This window comes from Streptomyces vinaceus, assembly GCF_008704935.1.
Classification (GTDB): Bacteria; Actinomycetota; Actinomycetes; order Streptomycetales; family Streptomycetaceae; genus Streptomyces; species Streptomyces vinaceus.
Genome location: NZ_CP023692.1, coordinates 2,199,466 through 2,218,040, shown reverse-complemented (window position 1 = coordinate 2,218,040; position 18,575 = coordinate 2,199,466). Strand labels below are relative to the sequence as shown.

Sequence of the window (18,575 nt, the reverse complement as noted above, 5' to 3'; positions counted from 1 at the left end):
GGGAATTGGCCCGACTCTCATCGGGCAACCGGAGCAGCATACAACGACTGCGTCCGTCCAAGAAAACTACCATGGCCGCCACCGATCCCGCCCGGGGCCCCTGACACCCGGCAGTCCTTGGTTACCCTGCGGTGAACCCTGGCCCGCACAAGGAGGAACGCCCGGTGCAGCACGAGCCGCAGCCGCAGCGCCCCGACGAGCTCGACGCCGAAGCGGTGCGCACCTGGAGCTCGCTGGCCGTGGCCGCGCTGGGCCGGGCCCGCGAGGACATCGACGCCATCAACGTCTACCCGGTCGCGGACGCGGACACCGGAACCAACCTCTACCTGACCGCGGAGTCGGCGGACCGCGCCCTGGCCGAGGCGCTCGCGGCACCACCCGCGGGCGTGAGCGAGACCACACGGGACGCCTCGTTGTCGCACGCCGTACGGGCCTACGCGCACGGCGCCCTCATAGGCGCCCGCGGGAACTCCGGGACGATCCTGGCGCAGCTGCTGCGCGGCGTGGCCGAGGTGCTCGGCGACGAGCCCGGCGGGCGCGGGCCCGGCCGGCTCCTGGCCGAGGCGCTGACCCGGGCCGCCCAGGAGGCCTACCGGGCCGTCGCGCACCCGGTCGAGGGCACGATGCTCACCGTCGCCGCGGCCGCGGCCCGGGCCGGCGAAGCGGCCGGGGCGGCCGCCGGGAGCGCCGCCGACGTGGCCCTGGCCGCCTACGACGGGGCCCGGGCGGCCCTCGCCGACACCCCCGGGCAGCTGGCCGAGCTGGGCCGGGCGGGCGTGGTCGACGCCGGGGGCTGCGGGCTCGTCGCCGTACTCGGGGCCCTGTGGCAGGCGCTGTCCGGCCGGGAGCCCGCCGCCGAGGCCGTACGGGGCCGGGCCGTGCCCGTACCGCACCCGCCGCGGCCCTGCGAGGCCGAGGAGCGGGGCGGGCCCGCGTACGAGGTCATCTACCTGCTGGAGGCCGCCGAGCCGGACGTGGCCGGGCTGCGCGAGCGCCTCGACGGGCTCGGGGACTCGCTGGTGGTGGTCGGCGGGGACGGACTGTGGAACGTCCACGTCCACGTCGACGACCCCGGCGCCGCCGTGGAGGCCGGCGTGGTCGCCGGCCGGCCGTACCGGATCCGCATCACCCACTTCGGCGACGAGCGGCGCCGGGCGCGCGGGGAGCGCGTCCAGCGGGCCGTCGTCGCCGTGGTCCCGGGCGAGGGGCTGGCCGGACTGTGCGGGGAGGCGGGCGCGACCACCGTGCTCGCCCGCCCCGGCGAGGCCCCGGACACCGCCGCGCTCGTCGACGCGATCCGGCGCGCGCACGCCCGCGAGGTCGTGCTGCTGCCCGGCGGGGCCGACCAGCGCGCGGTCGCGGCCGCCGCCGCCGAACAGGCCCGCGCCGACGGCGTACGGGTGGCGGTGATCCCGACCCGGTCCGCGGTCCAAGGCCTGGCCGCCCTCGCCGTGCACGACCCGGAGGGCAGCTTCGACGAGGACGTGGTCGCCATGACCGCGGCCGCAGGCGCCACCCGCTACGGGGAACTCGCCGTCGCCGAACGGCAGTCCTTCACCTCCGCCGGCATCTGCCAGGCCGGGGACGTGCTCGGGCTCATCGACGGGGACGTCGCCGTCATCGGCTCGGCCCTCGACGAGACCGCCCGGGCGGTCCTGGAGCGGATGCTGGGCTCCGGCGGCGAACTCGTCACCCTGGTCCTGGGGCCCGAGGTGCCCGACGCCCTCGCCGAACGCCTGGAGGCGTACGTACAGCACGGGCACCTGGCGGTGGACACGGTCACCTACCGCGGCGGGCGGTACTCGGCGCCGCTCCTCATCGGGGTCGAATAGCCGGGTTGTCGGCGCCATGGTGTGCAATGAAGGCGTGCCCGCGCTCGACGAAGACCTCAAGAAGACGCTCGGCCCCGCCACCGCCAAGGTGCTGGCCGAGCAGCTCGGCCTGCACACGGCCCTGGACCTGCTGCACCACTACCCGCGGCGCTACGCCGAGCGCGGCGAGCTGACCTCGCTGGCCGAGCTCGCCGACCAGATCGACGAGCACGTGACGGTCGTCGCCCAGGTCGCCGACGCCCGGATCCTGACCTTCAACGGGGGCCGCGGCAAACGGCTGGAAGTGACCATCACCGACGGCAGCGGCCGCCTCCAGCTGGTGTTCTTCGGGGCGGGCGTCCACAAGCCGCACAAGGACCTGCTGCCGGGCACCCGCGCCATGTTCGCGGGCAAGGTCGGCATGTTCAACCGCAAGCTCCAGCTCTCCCACCCCGCGTACGAGCCGCTCGGCGCGGACGCCTCCGACCGCGACGCCGCGACCGCCTTCGCGAACCAGCTGATCCCGATCTACCCGGCCTGCGCCAAGCTGGAGTCCTGGAAGATCGCCAAGTGCGTGGACGCCGTACTGCCCAGCGCCCACGAGGCCGTGGACCCGCTGCCGGAGGCCCTGCGCGAGGGCCGCGGACTGGTCCCGCTCACCGAGGCCCTGCTGAAGATCCACCGGCCGGGCACCAAGGCCGACATCGAGGACGCCCGCCAACGTCTGAAGTGGGACGAGGCGTTCGTCCTCCAGGTCGCCCTGGCCCGCCGCCGGCACGCCGACTCCCAGCTCCCCGCCGTCCCCCGCCGCCCCGCGCCGGACGGCCTGCTCGACGCCTTCGACGCCAAACTCCCCTTCACCCTCACCGACGGCCAGCAGACCGTCTCCCGCGAGATCTTCGAAGACCTCGCCACGAACCACCCCATGCACCGGCTCCTCCAGGGCGAGGTCGGCAGCGGGAAGACGATGGTGGCCCTGCGGGCCATGCTCGGCGTCGTGGACTGCGGGGGGCAGGCCGCCATGCTCGCGCCCACCGAGGTGCTCGCCCAGCAGCACCACCGGTCCGTCACCGAGATGATGGGCGAGCTCGCCGAAGGCGGGATGCTCGGCGGCTCCGACCGGGGCACCAAGGTCGTGCTGCTCACCGGCTCCATGGGGATGCCCGCGCGCCGCCAGGCCCTGCTCGACCTGGTCACCGGCGAAGCCGGCATCGTCATCGGCACGCACGCCCTCATCGAGGACAAGGTGCAGTTCCACGACCTCGGCCTGGTCGTCGTCGACGAGCAGCACCGCTTCGGCGTCGAGCAGCGCGACGCGCTGCGCTCCAAGGGCAAGCAGCCCCCGCACCTGCTGGTGATGACCGCGACCCCGATCCCGCGTACCGTCGCGATGACCGTCTTCGGTGACCTGGAGACCTCCGTCCTCGACCAGCTCCCCGCCGGCCGCTCCCCGATCGCCACCCACGTCGTACCGGCCAAGGACAAGCCGCACTTCCTGACCCGGGCCTGGGAGCGGGTGCGCGAGGAGGTGGAGAACGGGCACCAGGCGTACGTGGTGTGCCCGCGCATCGGCGACGGGGAGGACGACCCCAAGAAGAAGGCCTCCGCCGAGGACGACGCCGAGAAGCGGCCGCCGCTGGCCGTACTGGAGATCGCCGAGCAGCTGCGGCGCGGGCCGCTCGCCGGGCTCCCGGTCGAGGTGCTGCACGGCCGGATGGACCCGGCCGACAAGGACGACGTCATGCGCCGCTTCGCCGCCGGCGAGGTCAAGGTGCTGGTCGCCACCACCGTCATCGAGGTCGGGGTGAACGTCCCGAACTCCACCGTCATGGTCATCATGGACGCGGACCGGTTCGGCGTCTCCCAGCTCCACCAGCTGCGCGGCCGCGTCGGCCGGGGCTCCGCACCCGGCCTGTGCCTGCTGGTCAGCGAGATGCACGAGGCGAGCCCCGCCCGGGCCCGGCTCGCCGCCGTCGCCGCCACCCTGGACGGTTTCGAGCTCTCCCGCATCGACCTGGAGCAGCGCAGGGAGGGCGACGTGCTGGGCCAGGCCCAGTCGGGCGTGCGCTCCTCGCTGCGCATGCTCGCGGTCATCGAGGACGAGGAGGTCATCGCCCAGGCCCGGGAGGAGGCCACCCGCGTGGTCGCCGAGGACCCCGAGCTGGAGGGGCTGCCGGGGCTGCGCAGCGCCCTGGAGGCCCTGCTGGACACCGAGCGGGAGCAGTACCTGGAGAAGGGCTGAGGAGGCCGCCGCCCGGTACCGCCCGGGGCCGCCCCGAGCGGTACGACCTATCGTTGAACTCCGCAGTAGCCATCACCGTCGTACCGAAGGACCCCAGATGACCCGCGTGATCGCCGGCAGCGCCGGCGGGCGACGGCTGACCGTGCCCCCGGGCACCGGCACCCGGCCGACCTCGGACCGGATGCGCGAAGGCCTGTTCTCGACCTGGGAGTCGCTGCACGGCGTCGAGGGCGCCCGGGTGCTCGACCTGTACGCCGGCTCGGGCGCCGTCGGCCTGGAAGCCCTCTCCCGCGGGGCGGCCCACGCGCTGCTGGTCGAGCCCGAGGCCAAGGCCGCCAAGGCGATCCGGGACAACATCAAGGCGCTGGGCCTGCCGGGCGCCGAGTTCCGGGCGGGCAAGGCGGAGCAGATCGTGGCGGTCCCGGCCGGTACGGAGCCGTACGACGTCGTCTTCCTGGACCCGCCGTACGCCGTCGGCCACGACGATCTTGGCGAGATCCTCCTCACACTCCGCGCCAATGGCTGGCTCACCGGCGACGCGCTCGTCACCGTGGAGCGCAGTACGAGGAGCGGGGCCTTCCCCTGGCCCGAGGGCTTCGAGCCGCTGCGCTCCCGCAAGTACGGCGAAGGCACCCTTTGGTACGGTCGCGCCGCCGACACCTGCGAAGACTCATGATGCCCGCATCGGAGAGCGAGGGACCCAAGTTGCGCCGAGCCGTCTGTCCCGGGTCGTTCGACCCCATCACCAACGGACACCTCGACATCATCGGCCGGGCCTCCCGGCTCTACGACGTCGTACACGTCGCCGTGATGATCAACCAGTCCAAGCAGGGACTGTTCACCGTCGAGGAGCGGATCGAGCTGATCCGCGAGGCGACCGCCGACTACGGCAACGTCGAGGTCGAGTCCTTCCACGGACTGCTCGTCGACTTCTGCAAGCAGCGCGACATCCCGGCCATCGTCAAGGGCCTGCGCGCCGTCAGCGACTTCGACTACGAGCTCCAGATGGCCCAGATGAACATGGGGCTCTCGGGCGTCGAGACGCTGTTCGTGCCGACCAACCCCACCTACAGCTTCCTGTCGTCCTCCCTGGTCAAGGAAGTCGCGACCTGGGGCGGCGACGTCGCCCACCTGCTGCCGCCGCACGTGCACGCGGCACTGACCGCGCGGCTCGCCGACCGCTGACGGGCTGACGGGCCTTCAGTCCGCTGTCGGGTGCCCGCCCGGTGGCCTTACAGTCGTCCCGTCCGTCTCAGGAACCGCCCGAGGCCGAGAGAGTGCGAGCCCCCATGGACGTGCAGAAGAAGCTCGACGAGATCGTCGCGGCCGTCGGCGGCGCCCGGTCCATGCCCATGTCGGCCTCCTGCGTGATCAACCGCGCCGAGCTGCTGGCGCAGCTCGAAGAGGTGCGCCAGGCGCTGCCCGGCTCGCTCGCGCAGGCGCAGGAGCTCATCGGGGGCCGCGAGCAGATGGTCGAGGACGCCCGCCGCGAGGCGGAGCGGATCATCGAGTCGGCGCACGCCCAGCGCGGTTCGCTGATCTCCGACACCGAGGTCGCGCGCCGTTCGCAGGCCGAGGCGGACCGGATCCTGGCGGACGCCCGCAGGGAGGCCGAGGAGATCCGGGCCGAGGCCGACGACTACGTCGACAGCAAGCTCGCGAACTTCGAGGTCGTCCTCACCAAGACCATCGGCTCCGTCGACCGCGGCCGCGAGAAGCTCCTGGGGCGCGGTCCCGGCCTCGACGAGCAGGGCTACCCGGATGCCGAGGCGCCCGAGCGCAGCCACGATCCGCAGACGCAGCGCGAGCAGGCGGACGCGTACGTGGACACCAAGCTGGCGACCTTCGAGGCGGTGCTCTCCAAGACCCTGGAGGCGGTCGGCCGGGGCCGGCAGAAGCTGCTGGGCCGGGTGCCCACCGACGACCTCGGCGCGCACATGGCCGCCCAGGACGCGGCGGGGGCGCAGCAGTCCCGCTCGGCGAGCGACGCGGACTTCCTGGCGGGCCTGGCGGAGCCGGCTGCGCCGATGACCCCCGCGGCCCCCGTGATCCCGGCGCAGGCCCAGGAGCCCGCGTACGACGCGTACGGCTACCAGCAGCCCCAGCAGCAGGACACGTACGGCTACCAGGACCCGTACGCCTACCAGCAGCAGCTCCAGCAGCCGGACCCGTACGCGGCGCTGGGCTACGAGCAGCAGCCGGACCCTTATGCGGCGTACCAGCAGCAGCCGCAGGCGGGCCAGCACGAGGCGCACCCGCAGCAGCCCGCGCTCGACGAGACCAGCTTCTTCGACACGAGCATGATCAATCTGGACCAGCTGCGCCAGTACGAACAGGGTCGCTGAGGCGCCCGTCCACCAGGATTGGGCTCAGAGCGAAGCGCCGGGTATCCTGGCTCTTCGGTCGCGCGTATGCACCGCGATCCATGCTGCCCACATGTGGCGGAATTTTTGATCTTCAGCGATCTGTGAAAGCAGGAACGGCCCTGAATACCCGCCTCGACCACCGCAACCCCCTCGTGTTCGACACGCACGAGCTGGGTCGGCGTCCTGGTGCCATGCAGCGGCTGTCCCGTGAGATCGCGGCGCCGGCGGACTTCGGTCTCGCCGGGGTCATCGGAGTGCCGGAAGGCGCCCCGGTGAAGCTCAGCCTCCGCCTGGAGTCGGTCATGGAAGGGGTGCTTGTCACAGGCACCGCCCGTGCATCGGCCGTGGGGGAGTGCGTAAGGTGTCTGGAGTCCGTCGAGCGCGAGCTCAAGGCGGACTTCCAGGAGATGTTCTCGTACCCTGACGCCGACGACCGGAGCCGCGCAAAGGCGGAGCCGGCCGACGACGCCGAGGACGACGAGGACACGCTCTTCCTCGAGGACGGCTTGTTCGACCTCGAACCCGTGCTGCGTGATGTGGTGGTGCTCGCACTGCCCATGCAGCCGGTGTGCCGGGAGGACTGTCTCGGACTGTGCCCCGATTGCGGGCTCAGCCTGAACGACGACCCGGACCACCACCATGACGCCGTCGACATCCGTTGGGCGGCATTGCAAGGACTCGTCGTGACCGATCAGGACGGCGAGAAGGACAACATGAGCGGCACTGCCTCTGACGGAGTTCAGGGCGCCGCCGAGAAGCAGGAGAAGTAGCCGTGGCTGTTCCGAAGCGGAAGATGTCGCGCAGCAACACGCGCCACCGCCGGTCGCAGTGGAAGGCTGCGGTCCCCACCCTGGTTTCGTGTGAGCGTTGCCAGGAGCCGAAGCTCCAGCACATCGCGTGCCCGAGCTGCGGCACCTACAACAAGCGCCAGGTCCTCGAGGTCTGAGCGGCTGGTGAGAGGCGCAATGTCTGAGCTGTCCAACGCTGAGAAGCAGGCAGACAGTAACAACGCGGCCTCGTCCCACACGCTTCTGGAAGGGCGGCTCGGGTATCGACTCGAGTCCGCCCTTCTGGTGCGTGCGCTGACCCACCGCTCGTACGCGTACGAGAACGGCGGTCTGCCCACCAACGAGCGCCTGGAGTTCCTCGGGGACTCCGTGCTCGGCCTGGTGGTCACGGACACGCTGTACACGACCCACCCCGACCTCCCCGAAGGCCAGCTGGCCAAACTGCGGGCCGCGGTGGTCAACTCGCGCGCACTGGCGGAGGTCGGGCGCGGCCTCGACCTCGGCTCCTTCATCCGGCTCGGCCGGGGTGAAGAGGGCACGGGTGGCCGGGACAAGGCCTCCATCCTCGCCGACACCCTTGAAGCGGTGATCGGCGCGGTCTACCTCGACCAGGGCCTCGACGCGGCCTCGGAGCTGGTCCACCGGCTCTTCGACCCGCTCATCGAGAAGTCCTCGAACCTCGGGGCCGGCCTGGACTGGAAGACCAGTCTCCAGGAGCTCACGGCGGCCGAAGGGCTCGGCGTGCCCGAGTACCTGGTCACCGAGACCGGTCCGGACCACGAGAAGACCTTCACCGCTGCCGCCCGCGTCGGTGGTGTCTCGTACGGCACCGGCACCGGCCGCAGCAAGAAGGAAGCGGAACAGCAGGCCGCGGAGTCCGCATGGCGCGGGATCCGGGCCAAGGCGGACGAGCGGATCGCGGCGGAAGCCGCGGCGTCCGCCGCCGCCCAGGTGACGGTGGCGGCTCCGGCCGCCGCCGAGGCCGATGCCGAGGTGCCGGCAGCGGCCGAGGACGGCGGGTCGCCGACGCCCGCCGGCCCGACGCCGAACGGCTGAGCCCCTTCCTTCGGGACATCCCGCCCGCCCCTGCCGCCGTGCAGGGGCGGGCGGACCCGTTTCCGGGGGCGGCGGGCGGGGCCGGTACGCTCGCCGGGAGCGACAACAGCGCACCACGACCGCATCGCCCCCGGAGGACCCCCGTGCCCGAGCTGCCCGAAGTCGAAGTCGTACGGCGGGGCTTGGAGCGCTGGGTGGCCGGACGGACCGTCGAGGCCGTGGAGGTGCTCCACCCGCGCGCGGTACGCCGTCACCCGGCCGGCGGGGCCGATTTCGCCGCCCGGCTGACGGGCCGGACGATCGGCGTTCCGCAGCGGCGCGGCAAGTACCTCTGGCTGCCCCTGGAGGGGCGGGACCTCTCGGTGCTCGGGCACCTCGGGATGAGCGGACAGCTCCTCGTCCAGCCCGAGGACGCCGCCGACGAGAAGCACCTGCGCATCCGCATGCGTTTCGACGACGCCGCCGGGACCGAGCTCCGCTTCGTCGACCAGCGCACCTTCGGCGGCCTCTCGCTCCACGAGAACACGCCGGACGGGCTGCCCGACGTCATCGCGCACATCGCCCGGGACCCGCTGGACCCGCTCTTCGACGAGGCCGCCTACCACGCGGCGCTGCGCGCCAAGCGGACCACCGTCAAGCGGGCCCTGCTGGACCAGTCCCTGATCAGCGGGGTCGGCAACATCTACGCCGACGAGGCGCTGTGGCGGGCGCGGCTGCACTACGAGCGCCCGACCGGCACGCTGACGCGCCCCCGGAGCGCGGAGCTCCTCGGCCACGTGCGGGACGTGATGAACGCGGCCCTCGACGTCGGCGGCACCAGTTTCGACAGCCTGTACGTCAACGTGAACGGCGAGTCCGGTTACTTCGACCGTTCGCTCGACGCCTACGGGCGCGAGGACGAGCCCTGCCGGCGGTGCGGCACCCCCATGCGGCGGCGGCCGTGGATGAACCGGTCCAGCTACTTCTGCCCGCGCTGTCAGCGGCCGCCGCGCGTGGCGTCGTAGGACTCCCGGGCGCCGATGACCTCGGGCATGCTGCCTTCGAGGAAGTGGATGAGCGCGAGCAGCCGGTCGGCGACCTCGACGCCGAGCGGGGTCAGCTCGTAGTCGACGCGCGGGGGGTTCGTCGGCTGCGCCTCGCGGTGGACGATGCCGTCGCGCTCCAGCGCCTGGAGGGTCTGGGAGAGCATCTTCTCGCTCACGCCGTCGACCTTGCGGCGCAGCTCGTTGAAGCGGCACGAGCCGTCGCGCAGGGCGCCCACGGTGAGACTGCCCCAGCGGCCCGTGACGTGCTCCAGGGTCTGCCGGGAGGGGCAGGCGCGCGCGAAGGCGTCGAAGGGCAGCTCTGTTTCCATGCCGACCAGCTTAACTCCGTACAGCGCTGTCCATAAGAGGGCGCTTTCGGTCGGTAAGCGGGGTCGTGGCCGCGGGTGCGGGCTGGGCTGCGGTCAGAAGCCGAAGTCCTGGGTCCACCAGGGGCCGCCGTCGGCGACGTACACGCCGACGCCGAGGGTGCGGAACTCGCAGTTGAGGATGTTCGCCTTGTGGCCGGGGCTGTTCATCCAGGCGTTCATGACCGCCTGGGCGTCCCCCTGGCCGCGGGCGATGTTCTCGCCGCCGAGACCGGCCAGGCCCGCCTTGGTGGCGCGGTCCCACGGGGAGTTCCCGTCGGGGTCGGTGTGGTCGAAGAACCCGCGGGTGGCCATGTCCTTGCTGAAGGCGGCGGCCAGCGCCGCGAGCGGCGGGTTCGCGCGGACCGGACCGCAGCCGGCCTGGGCGCGCTCCTGGTTGACCAGGGTGAGGACGGCGGCCTCGTCGGCGGCCGGGCCGGCGCCGGGGGTCGCGGCCGGCGGGGCGGGCGGCTTGGGGGCGGCCGTCTTGGGCGGGACCGGGACCGGCGCCGGCAGCGGGCTCTTCTCCGGCTTCGCCTGGGGCTTGGCCTGCACCTTGGGGGAGGCGGGCGCGGAGGCGGAGGGCGTGGGGGAAGCGGGGGGCGCGGCCGGGGCGGAGGGGCTCGGCGGGGCCGACGGGGAAGGGGAGGCCGACGCGGAGGGGGAGGCCGAGGGCGTCGGGGTGCCCGCGTCGGGGCCGGCGGAGGCGCGGCCGGAGAGGTTGGCGAGGCCGCCCTGCTGCTCGGTCGCCGGGGCCGGGCCCGGCGAGGCGGCGGCCCCGGCCCGCGTCTTCTCTGCCGTGTCGGCGGCGTTGACACCGACATAGGGGAAGGAAGTGCCGACCGGCACCATGCCGGTGGTCACCGCGGCCGTACCGAGGACCACGGCCACGGCGCCGCCGAGCAGGGCGGTGCGCACGAGGGTGCGGCGGTTGCCGTCGCGGACCGGCGCGGCGTGAAGTCGGTGGCGTCCCATCGGAGACGTGCCTTCCTTGCGGCTCAAGATCATCCCTTACTCACCCAAATGGGTGAGTTCACTGGTGCGCGACTGTACGCGATGGGGCGCCGGGGCGATGTGGGGCGGAACTCCGCGCCCCGTTAGCGTTCACGCATGAACGAAGATGTCCGCATGACCGCGTGGGTGCGCGGTCGTGTACAGGGAGTGGGCTTCCGCTGGTTCACCAGGGCCAATGCGCTGGAGATCGGCGGGGTCGTCGGGTTCGCCCTCAACCTCGACGACGGGCGAGTGCAGGTGGTGGCCGAAGGTCAACGTGAGAATTGCCACCGGCTGCTCGACTGGCTGCGCTCCGCCGACACGCCCGGGAGGGTGGACGGAGTGACAGAGATCTGGGGCACACCGCGCGGTGGCTACGACGGGTTCGCGATCCGTTGACCGATCGGATGATCATGTACTGATCACACCTCCGGACGGTCCGCACCCGGCCGGATCTGCACGTTCCGCCGTCGACCCGTTGCCGGACGCGGCGTTCCGTGGAAGGCTCGAAAGAGCGGATGATCTCCAGGTCCCTTGGGAGAACCGGGCCGCCCGCCGATACGGGGCGTGATCGTGTTGACCGTCAAACTTTTTGGTGAGACGCTGGAAGCCCCGCGCACCTGAGCTGTTTGGCAGTGCTGGTACTAGTAAGCGCAGTGACTGACAGTCGCTGCCGGACATCCGCGGGTGCGATTCCCTCACGACCCACACCGCTTCGGTCGGTCACTCAGTGTGGAGGACCATCCATCATGGCAAAGGCGCTTCTCGGTTACGTCGGCGGTTCCGACCCGCGACTCCTCGCCGAGATGCGACGGCTTCAGCAGCGCGTCCAGGACCTTGAGTCCGAGCTCGTACGGATTCAGTCCGAAAACGACGCGCTGAACGCGGCCGCCGCTCAGCACGGAGACTCGCTGCTGGACCGCATCGACATCGACGTACCCCAGGCGGAGCCTGCGCTCACCTGATCCCGCTCTACTCGTCGCTCGACTCCAGCCCCGCATGATCTGCAAGGGACGCTTCGGCGTCCCTTCTTTCTTGTTGGGCCAGGTGGGGGGACGCCTCCTTTAACGTCGGTTGTGCCCTGCACCTTCATGGGTGAAACCGAACGCGAAAGGTAGAGTCCGGCGGCGTGCACCTCAAGTCCCTGACCCTGCGTGGCTTCAAGTCCTTCGCCTCCGCAACGACCCTGCGCTTCGAGCCCGGTATCACGTGCGTCGTGGGGCCCAACGGCTCGGGCAAGTCCAACGTGGTGGACGCGCTGTCCTGGGTCATGGGGGAGCAGGGGGCCAAGTCCCTGCGCGGCGGCAAGATGGAGGACGTCATCTTCGCCGGCACCACCGGGCGGCCGCCGCTCGGTCGGGCCGAGGTGTCACTGACCATCGACAACTCCGACGGCGCCCTGCCGATCGAGTACGCCGAGGTCACCATCACGCGGATCATGTTCCGCGGCGGCAGCAGCGAGTACCAGATCAACGGGGACACCTGCCGGCTGCTCGACATCCAGGAGCTGCTCTCCGACTCCGGCATCGGCCGCGAGATGCACGTCATCGTCGGCCAGGGCCAGCTCGACTCCGTCCTGCACGCCGATCCGATGGGCCGGCGCGCCTTCATCGAGGAGGCGGCCGGTGTACTCAAGCACCGCAAGCGCAAAGAGAAGGCGCTGCGGAAGCTGGACGCGATGCAGGCCAATCTCGCGCGCGTGCAGGACCTCAACGAGGAACTGCGGCGCCAGCTGAAGCCGCTGGGGCGCCAGGCGGCGGTGGCCCGGCGGGCCGCCGTCATCCAGGCGGACCTGCGCGACGCGCGGCTGCGGCTGCTCGCCGACGACCTGGTGACGCTGCGGGGCGCGCTCGACGCGGAGATCGCGGACGAGGCGGCGCTGAAGGAGCGCAAGGAGGCCGCCGAGGCGCAGCTCGGCCAGGCCCTGCGGCGCGAGGCGGAGCTTGAGGAAACGGTGCGGCAGCTGACGCCGCGGCTCCAGCGGGCGCAGCAGACCTGGTACGAGCTCTCCCAGCTGGCCGAGCGGGTACGGGGAACGGCCTCCCTGGCCGAAGCGCGGGTCAAGTCGGCCTCGGCGGCGCCGGAGGAGGAGCGGCGGGGCCGCGATCCGGAGGACATGGAGCGGGAGGCGGCGCGGATCCGCGAGCAGGAGGCGGAGCTGACGGCCGCGCTGGAGGCGGCTTCGCGGGCGCTGGAGGACACCGTCGAGCACCGGGCGGAGCTGGAGCGCTCGCTGGCGGCGGAGGAGCGCCGGCTGCGGGACGCGGCGCGGGCCATCGCCGACCGGCGGGAGGGGCTGGCGCGGCTGACGGGGCGCCTCGGCGCGGCCCGGTCCCGGGCCGGGGCGGCGCAGGCGGAGATCGACCGGCTGGTGGCGGCGCGGGACGCGGCCGAGTCCCGGGCCGTCGCTGCGCAGGCGGAGTACGAGGCGCTGGCCGAGGAGGTCGGCGGGCTCGAAGACCCCGCGGTGGACGAGGAGTACGCGACGGCGCGGGCGCAGCTCGCGGAGGCGGAGGCCGCGCTGGCGCAGGCGCGGGACGCGGTGGCGGCCGCGGAGAAGAACCGGGCCGCGGTGTCGGCGCGGCGCGACGCACTGGCGCTCGGGCTGCGCAGGAAGGACGGCACGGGGGCGCTGCTCGCCGCGCGGGAGCGGCTGGCGGGGCTGCTGGGGCCGGCGGCGGAGCGGCTGACGGTGACCCCGGGGTACGAGGTCGCCGTCGCGGCGGCGCTGGGCGCGGCCGCGGATGCGCTGGCGGTGTCCTCGCCGGGGGCCGCGGCCGGCGCGATCCGGCACCTGAGGGAGACGGACGCCGGCCGGGCCGCCTTCCTGATCGCACCCCCGGCCGCCCTCCGGCCCCGGCCCGCCGCCGCGGAGCCGGCCGCCGGCCTGCCGCTCCCGGGGCAGGCGGCCGCCGCTCCGGATGCCGTGACCGCGGCGGAGCGGGGCGGGATCCCGGACCCGGACCGGGGCGAGGCCCGGCCCCCGGCGGGCCCGCCGTCCGCCCTCGCCCTCCCCGGGCAGGCCGTCGCCGCGGGCGGCGGCGCGGATGACGCCGCCGATCCGGCGCACGGTACGGCCACGGCCCCCCTCCCGGGACGGGACGCGGCCGCGGGCGCCACGGATGCCGGGCCCCCGGCGGGTTCGGCGCCCGGGACGCCCTTCCCCGGGCAGGCCGCCACCGGCGCGGACGCCCTGTCCCCGGCGGGGCGCTCGGCCGAGGCCGCGACACCGGCGGGCCGCACAGTCGAGGCCGCGACGCCGGCGAGCCCCGCGGCCGCGGCCTCCGCCGCGGGGGAGCGTGCGGCCGAGGGTGCCGCGCCACGGGGCGTCCTCGCCCACCCCGCGCCTTCGCCTTCCCCCTCCACCGCCTCGTGTGACTCCGCCCCGGGCGCCGTGCCCGCCGGCCGGCTCGTGCAGGGGGACGCCGGGGTCGTACGGGCGGCGGAGTGGGTGCTGCGGGAGTACGTCGTCGTCGGCAGCCTCGACGAGGCCGAACGGATCGTCACGGCGCGGCCCGAGCTCGTCGCCGTGACCCGGGACGGGGACGTGCTCGGCGCGCACCTCGCGCACGGGGGGTCCGCCGGGGCGCCCAGTCTGATCGAGGTGCAGGCCGCCGTCGACGAGGCCGACGCCGAACTGGTGCGCCTCGACGGCGAGTGCGCGGACGGCGCCGCGGCGCGGGATCGCGCCCAGGCGTTGCGGGGCGAGCTCGTCGCACGGGTCGAGGAGATCGGCGAGCGGCGACGGGCCGGGGAGCAGGCCCGGGCCGGGGTCGCGCAGCAGCTCGGGCGCCTCGCCGGGCAGGCGAAGGGCGCGGCGGGCGAGGCCGAGCGCAGCGCCGCCGCCGCGGCCAAGTCCCAGGAGGCGCTGGAGCAGGCGCTGGCCGAGGTCGAGGAGTGCGCCGAACGGCTGGCCATCGCCGAGGAGATGCCGGTGGAGGAGGAGCCCGACACCGCCGTACGGGACCGGCTCGCCGCCGACGGGGCCAACGCCCGCCAGACCGAGATGGAGGCCCGGCTGCAGCTCAGGACCCACGAGGAGCGGGTCAAGGGACTGGCCGGCCGGGCCGACTCCCTCGACCGCGGCGCCCGCGCCGAGCGCGAGGCCCGGGCCCGCGCCGAGCGCCGCCGCGCCCGGCTGCGCCACGAGGCCGAGGTCGCCCGCGCCGTCGCCGACGGGGCCCGCCAGCTCCTCGCGCACCTGGAGGTCTCGCTCGGCCGGGCCGAGCAGGAGCGCGCCGCCGCCGAGTACGCCAAGGGCCTGCGCGAACGGGAACTCGGCGAGGCCCGGACCCGCGGCCGCGACCTCAAGGGCGAGCTCGACAAGCTGACCGACTCCGTCCACCGCGGCGAGGTGCTCGGCGCCGAGAAGCGGCTGCGCATCGAGCAGGTGGAGTCGCGCGCCCTGGAGGAGTTCGGGATGGAGGCGACCGCCCTCGTCGCCGAGTACGGGCCGGACCAGCCGGTGCCCCCGAGCCCGCCCGCCGAGGGGGAGGCTCCGGACGAGGCCGCCGAGCCGGGTCCCTTCGTACGCGCGCAGCAGGAGAAGCGGCTCAAGTCGGCCGAGCGGGCGTACCAGCAGCTCGGCAAGGTCAACCCGCTCGCCCTGGAGGAGTTCGCGGCGCTGGAGGAGCGCCACCGCTTCCTGAGCGAGCAGTTGGAGGACCTGCGCAAGACCCGGGCCGATCTCCTTCAGGTCGTGAAGGAGGTCGACGAGCGCGTCGAGCAGGTGTTCACCGAGGCGTACCGGGACACGGCCCGGGAGTTCGAGGGGGTCTTCTCGCGGCTGTTCCCCGGTGGCGAGGGCCGGCTGATCCTCACCGACCCCGACAACATGCTGACGACCGGGGTGGACGTGGAGGCCCGGCCGCCCGGCAAGAAGGTCAAGCGGCTCTCCCTCCTCTCCGGAGGGGAGCGCTCGCTGACGGCCGTCGCCCTGCTGGTCTCCATCTTCAAGGCCCGTCCCAGCCCCTTCTACGTGATGGACGAGGTCGAGGCGGCGCTCGACGACACCAACCTGCAGCGGCTGATCCGGATCATGGAGGAGCTCCAGGAGAGCTCGCAGCTGATCGTGATCACACATCAGAAGCGGACGATGGAGGTCGCCGACGCGCTCTACGGCGTCTCCATGCAGGGCGACGGCGTCTCCAAGGTCATCAGCCAACGGCTTCGCTGAGCCCTTCACTTCACTTAATGAACACAACTGTCGATCGCTTCGGGGTCAGCTCTGTGAAGAATCGGGTTCATCTCGCCTATTGACTTCAGAAAGTGAAGCCATAGGCTCTGCTGTGCCGTGTTGACGTTCAGGTGGTGGCAAGCAGTTTGCTGTGCGCCACTAGAGGAACACGAGCAAGCAACAACGAGACCCCACACAGCCCGCCGTCGCCGCCGGGCCCAGGAGCGCACCTTGACCAGCACAGCGAACGCACCCGCGTCAGGCGGTGGAAGCGCGTCCCACCCCGACCACCTCGGCCACGTCATCTTCATCACCGCGGCCGCTGCCATGGGCGGCTTCCTCTTCGGCTACGACAGCTCCGTCATCAACGGCGCCGTGGAGGCCATCCGCGACCGCTTCGACGTCGGATCGGCCGCACTCGCCCAGGTGATCGCCGCCGCCCTGATCGGCTGCGCCCTCGGCGCCGCCACCGCCGGCCGCATCGCCGACCGGATCGGCCGTATCCGCTGCATGCAGATCGCCTCCCTCCTGTTCACCGCGAGCGCCATCGGCTCGGCCCTCCCGTTCGCCCTCTGGGACCTCGCCACCTGGCGCGTCATCGGCGGCTTCGGCATCGGCATGGCCTCGGTCATCGGCCCCGCCTACATCGCCGAGGTCTCCCCGCCCGCCTACCGCGGCCGCCTCGCCTCCTTCCAGCAGGCGGCCATCGTCATCGGCATCGCCGTCTCGCAGCTGGTCAACTGGGGCATCCTCAACCTCGCCGACGGCGAGCAGCGCGGCGAGATCGGCGGCCTGGAAGCCTGGCAGTGGATGCTCGGCGTGATGGTCGTCCCGGCCGTGCTCTACGGCCTGCTGTCCTTCGCCATCCCGGAGTCCCCGCGCTTCCTCGTCTCGGTCGGCCGCACGGACAAGGCCAAGGAGGTCCTGCGGGAGGTCGAGGGCTCCGGCATCGACGCCGACGCCCGCATCCGCGAGATCGACCACTCGATGCGTTCCGAGGTGAAGTCCACCTTCAAGGACCTGCTCGGCGGCCGCTTCGGCTTCCTGCCGATCGTCTGGATCGGCATCGGCCTCTCGGTCTTCCAGCAGCTCGTCGGCATCAACGTGATCTTCTACTACAGCTCCTCGCTGTGGCAGTCGGTCGGCATCGACGCGAGCTCCTCGTTCCTGTACTCCTTCGAGACCTCGGTCGTGAACATCGTCGGCACGGTGATCGCGATGATCTTCGTGGACCGGCTCGGCCGCAAGCCGCTCGCCCTCATCGGCTCCGTGGGCATGGCGCTGTCGCTGGGCACGGCGGCCTGGGCGTTCTCGTTCAAGACCGGAACCGGCGACAACATCTCCCTGCCGCACGCGCAGGGCATCACCGCCCTCGTCGCGGCCAACTTCTTCGTCCTCTTCTTCGCCCTCTCCTGGGGCGTGGTGGTCTGGGTGCTGCTGGGTGAGATGTTCCCGGGCCGCATCCGCGCCGCCGCCCTCGGTGTGGCTGCCGCGGCCCAGTGGATCGCCAACTGGGTCATCACCGTCACGTTCCCGTCGCTGTCCGACTGGAACCTCTCGGGCGCCTACATGATCTACACGTTCTTCGCCGTGCTCTCGATCCCGTTCATCCTCAAATGGGTGCCGGAGACCAAGGGCAAGGCGTTGGAGGAGATGGGGTAACCACCCCCGCCAACACCCCCTCTCCTCTCACGACAGGTGCTGCCCCCGCTCAGTCCTTGAGCCGGGGCAGCACCTGTTCGCACAGCAGGTGCAGGCTGCGCCAGCCCTCGTCCAGCGGCATCCCCCCGCACAGCGGGTGCAGCACCAGGTTCCCCGCCTCGCCCGCGCCCCGGGCGTACGCGACCGCCTCGTCCGGGGTCAGCACCCGGTACACGCCCTCCGCGCGCAGCTCCGCCACCGAGCGCGCCCCCGACCGTACGGCGCTGAGGATGTCCTTCGACTGCCAGGAGGCGTACATGCCCGCCTCGTGCAGGAAGCGGTCGCCGTACTCGGCCCACACCCGGTCCGGATCCTCCGCGATGTGCAGCAGCGGGGTCTCGGCCGCGGGCATCATGCAGAAGCCCTCCGTCCCGTGCTCCGCGAGCTGCGCCTGGTAGTAGGCCTCCAGCTCCGGCAGGTGGGCACTGGGGAAGAACGGCAGGCCCAGCCGGGCCGCGCGCCGGGCCGCCGCCTTGGAGCTGCCGCCGACCAGGAGCAGCGGGTGCGGCTGCGTGAACGGCCGCGGGGTGACCCGTACCGTCCGGCCGCGGTACTCGAACGGCTCACCGGTCCACGCCCGCAGCAGGGTCTCCAGCAGCTCGTCCTGGAGCCGGCCGCGCCGGCCCCACTCGACGCCGTGCTGCTCGTACTCCTCGGGCCGGTAGCCGATGCCCGCGACCGTGACGAGGCGGCCACCGCTCAGCAGGTCGAGGACGGCGATGTCCTCCGCCACCTTCAGCGGGTCGTACAGCGGGCCGATGATCGCCGAGACGGTGACCGCGATCCGGCGGGTGGCGCCGAAGACCGCGCCCGCGAAGGCGAACGGCGAGGGCAGCCAGTTGTTGGCGGTGCCGTGGTGCTCCTCGGTCTGGACGGTGTCGATGCCGCGGTCGTCCGCGTACTTCGCCATCTCCAGCGCGGCCTTGTAGCGGGCGGAGAGGCTCTCGGGGGTGCCGTTCGGATCGACGAGATTGAACCGGGCCACGGTGATGGGCATGGAGGAGTCCCCCTTCGCCGGATGTGGGTGCGCGGGCGAAGGGGGACGTTAGCTG

Annotated in this window: 16 protein-coding genes; 13 read left to right on the top strand and 3 right to left on the bottom strand. The window is 72.7% G+C overall.

Annotated elements, in window-relative coordinates:
• Window positions 1-164: 164 nt before the first annotated feature.
• From CP980_RS09580 to mutM, 9 genes are all read left to right on the top strand, one after another.
• Window positions 165-1,832: a DAK2 domain-containing protein gene (locus CP980_RS09580; protein WP_150527980.1), complete on the top strand. Its 1,668-nt coding sequence runs from the start codon at window positions 165-167 to the stop codon at window positions 1,830-1,832.
• Window positions 1,833-1,848: 16 nt separating this feature from the next.
• Window positions 1,849-4,053, top strand: a complete 2,205-nt coding sequence (gene recG / locus CP980_RS09575) for an ATP-dependent DNA helicase RecG (protein WP_189998456.1) — start codon at window positions 1,849-1,851, stop codon at window positions 4,051-4,053.
• Window positions 4,054-4,150: 97 nt separating this feature from the next.
• Complete coding sequence (gene rsmD / locus CP980_RS09570; protein ID WP_132757036.1) at window positions 4,151-4,729, top strand: 16S rRNA (guanine(966)-N(2))-methyltransferase RsmD; 579 nt, start codon at window positions 4,151-4,153, stop codon at window positions 4,727-4,729.
• A gap of 29 nt (window positions 4,730-4,758) precedes the next feature.
• A complete protein-coding gene (gene coaD, locus CP980_RS09565) occupies window positions 4,759-5,238 on the top strand; it encodes a pantetheine-phosphate adenylyltransferase (protein ID WP_189998454.1) in 480 nt (159 codons plus the stop codon).
• Window positions 5,239-5,342: 104 nt separating this feature from the next.
• Window positions 5,343-6,398 carry a DivIVA domain-containing protein gene (locus CP980_RS09560; protein ID WP_132757039.1) on the top strand — a complete coding sequence of 352 codons (1,056 nt, stop codon included), beginning with the start codon at window positions 5,343-5,345 and terminating at the stop codon, window positions 6,396-6,398.
• Between the two features lie 80 nt (window positions 6,399-6,478).
• Window positions 6,479-7,189, top strand: coding sequence for a YceD family protein (locus CP980_RS09555; RefSeq protein WP_099889285.1), 711 nt, complete (start codon window positions 6,479-6,481; stop codon window positions 7,187-7,189).
• Between the two features lie 2 nt (window positions 7,190-7,191).
• Window positions 7,192-7,365: a 50S ribosomal protein L32 gene (gene rpmF / locus CP980_RS09550; protein WP_003965982.1), complete on the top strand. Its 174-nt coding sequence runs from the start codon at window positions 7,192-7,194 to the stop codon at window positions 7,363-7,365.
• 19 nt (window positions 7,366-7,384) lie between these two features.
• Window positions 7,385-8,263, top strand: a complete 879-nt coding sequence (gene rnc, locus CP980_RS09545) for a ribonuclease III (RefSeq protein WP_132757040.1) — start codon at window positions 7,385-7,387, stop codon at window positions 8,261-8,263.
• Between the two features lie 143 nt (window positions 8,264-8,406).
• The gene (mutM, locus tag CP980_RS09540; RefSeq protein WP_150527979.1) at window positions 8,407-9,267 is read left to right on the top strand and encodes a bifunctional DNA-formamidopyrimidine glycosylase/DNA-(apurinic or apyrimidinic site) lyase; all 861 of its coding nucleotides are present in this window, start codon (window positions 8,407-8,409) and stop codon (window positions 9,265-9,267) included.
• Here mutM and CP980_RS09535 read toward each other — a convergent pair.
• Complete coding sequence (locus CP980_RS09535) at window positions 9,240-9,617, bottom strand: winged helix-turn-helix transcriptional regulator (protein WP_132757044.1); 378 nt, start codon at window positions 9,615-9,617, stop codon at window positions 9,240-9,242. The genes mutM and CP980_RS09535 overlap by 28 nt on opposite strands.
• Before the next feature lie 93 nt (window positions 9,618-9,710).
• Window positions 9,711-10,628, bottom strand: coding sequence for a CAP domain-containing protein (locus CP980_RS09530; protein WP_189998452.1), 918 nt, complete (start codon window positions 10,626-10,628; stop codon window positions 9,711-9,713).
• Between the two features lie 135 nt (window positions 10,629-10,763).
• On the opposite strand from CP980_RS09530, the gene CP980_RS09525 reads away from it, so the two are divergent.
• The 4 genes from CP980_RS09525 to CP980_RS09510 all read left to right on the top strand — a co-directional run bounded on the left by CP980_RS09525 (window position 10,764) and on the right by CP980_RS09510 (window position 17,484).
• Window positions 10,764-11,045 carry an acylphosphatase gene (locus CP980_RS09525; RefSeq protein ID WP_053691075.1) on the top strand — a complete coding sequence of 94 codons (282 nt, stop codon included), beginning with the start codon at window positions 10,764-10,766 and terminating at the stop codon, window positions 11,043-11,045.
• A gap of 350 nt (window positions 11,046-11,395) precedes the next feature.
• Entirely contained in the window at window positions 11,396-11,611 is a 216-nt protein-coding gene (locus tag CP980_RS09520) for a hypothetical protein (RefSeq protein ID WP_030162422.1), read from the top strand.
• Window positions 11,612-11,775: 164 nt separating this feature from the next.
• A complete protein-coding gene (locus CP980_RS09515; protein ID WP_150527978.1) occupies window positions 11,776-15,822 on the top strand; it encodes an AAA family ATPase in 4,047 nt (1,348 codons plus the stop codon).
• A 231-nt stretch (window positions 15,823-16,053) separates the two neighbouring features.
• Window positions 16,054-17,484, top strand: a complete 1,431-nt coding sequence (locus CP980_RS09510) for a sugar porter family MFS transporter (RefSeq protein WP_132757048.1) — start codon at window positions 16,054-16,056, stop codon at window positions 17,482-17,484.
• A gap of 49 nt (window positions 17,485-17,533) precedes the next feature.
• On the opposite strand, the gene CP980_RS09505 is transcribed toward CP980_RS09510, so the two are convergent.
• The gene (locus CP980_RS09505; RefSeq protein ID WP_123512352.1) at window positions 17,534-18,520 is read right to left on the bottom strand and encodes an LLM class flavin-dependent oxidoreductase; all 987 of its coding nucleotides are present in this window, start codon (window positions 18,518-18,520) and stop codon (window positions 17,534-17,536) included.
• Window positions 18,521-18,575 lie beyond the last annotated feature (55 nt).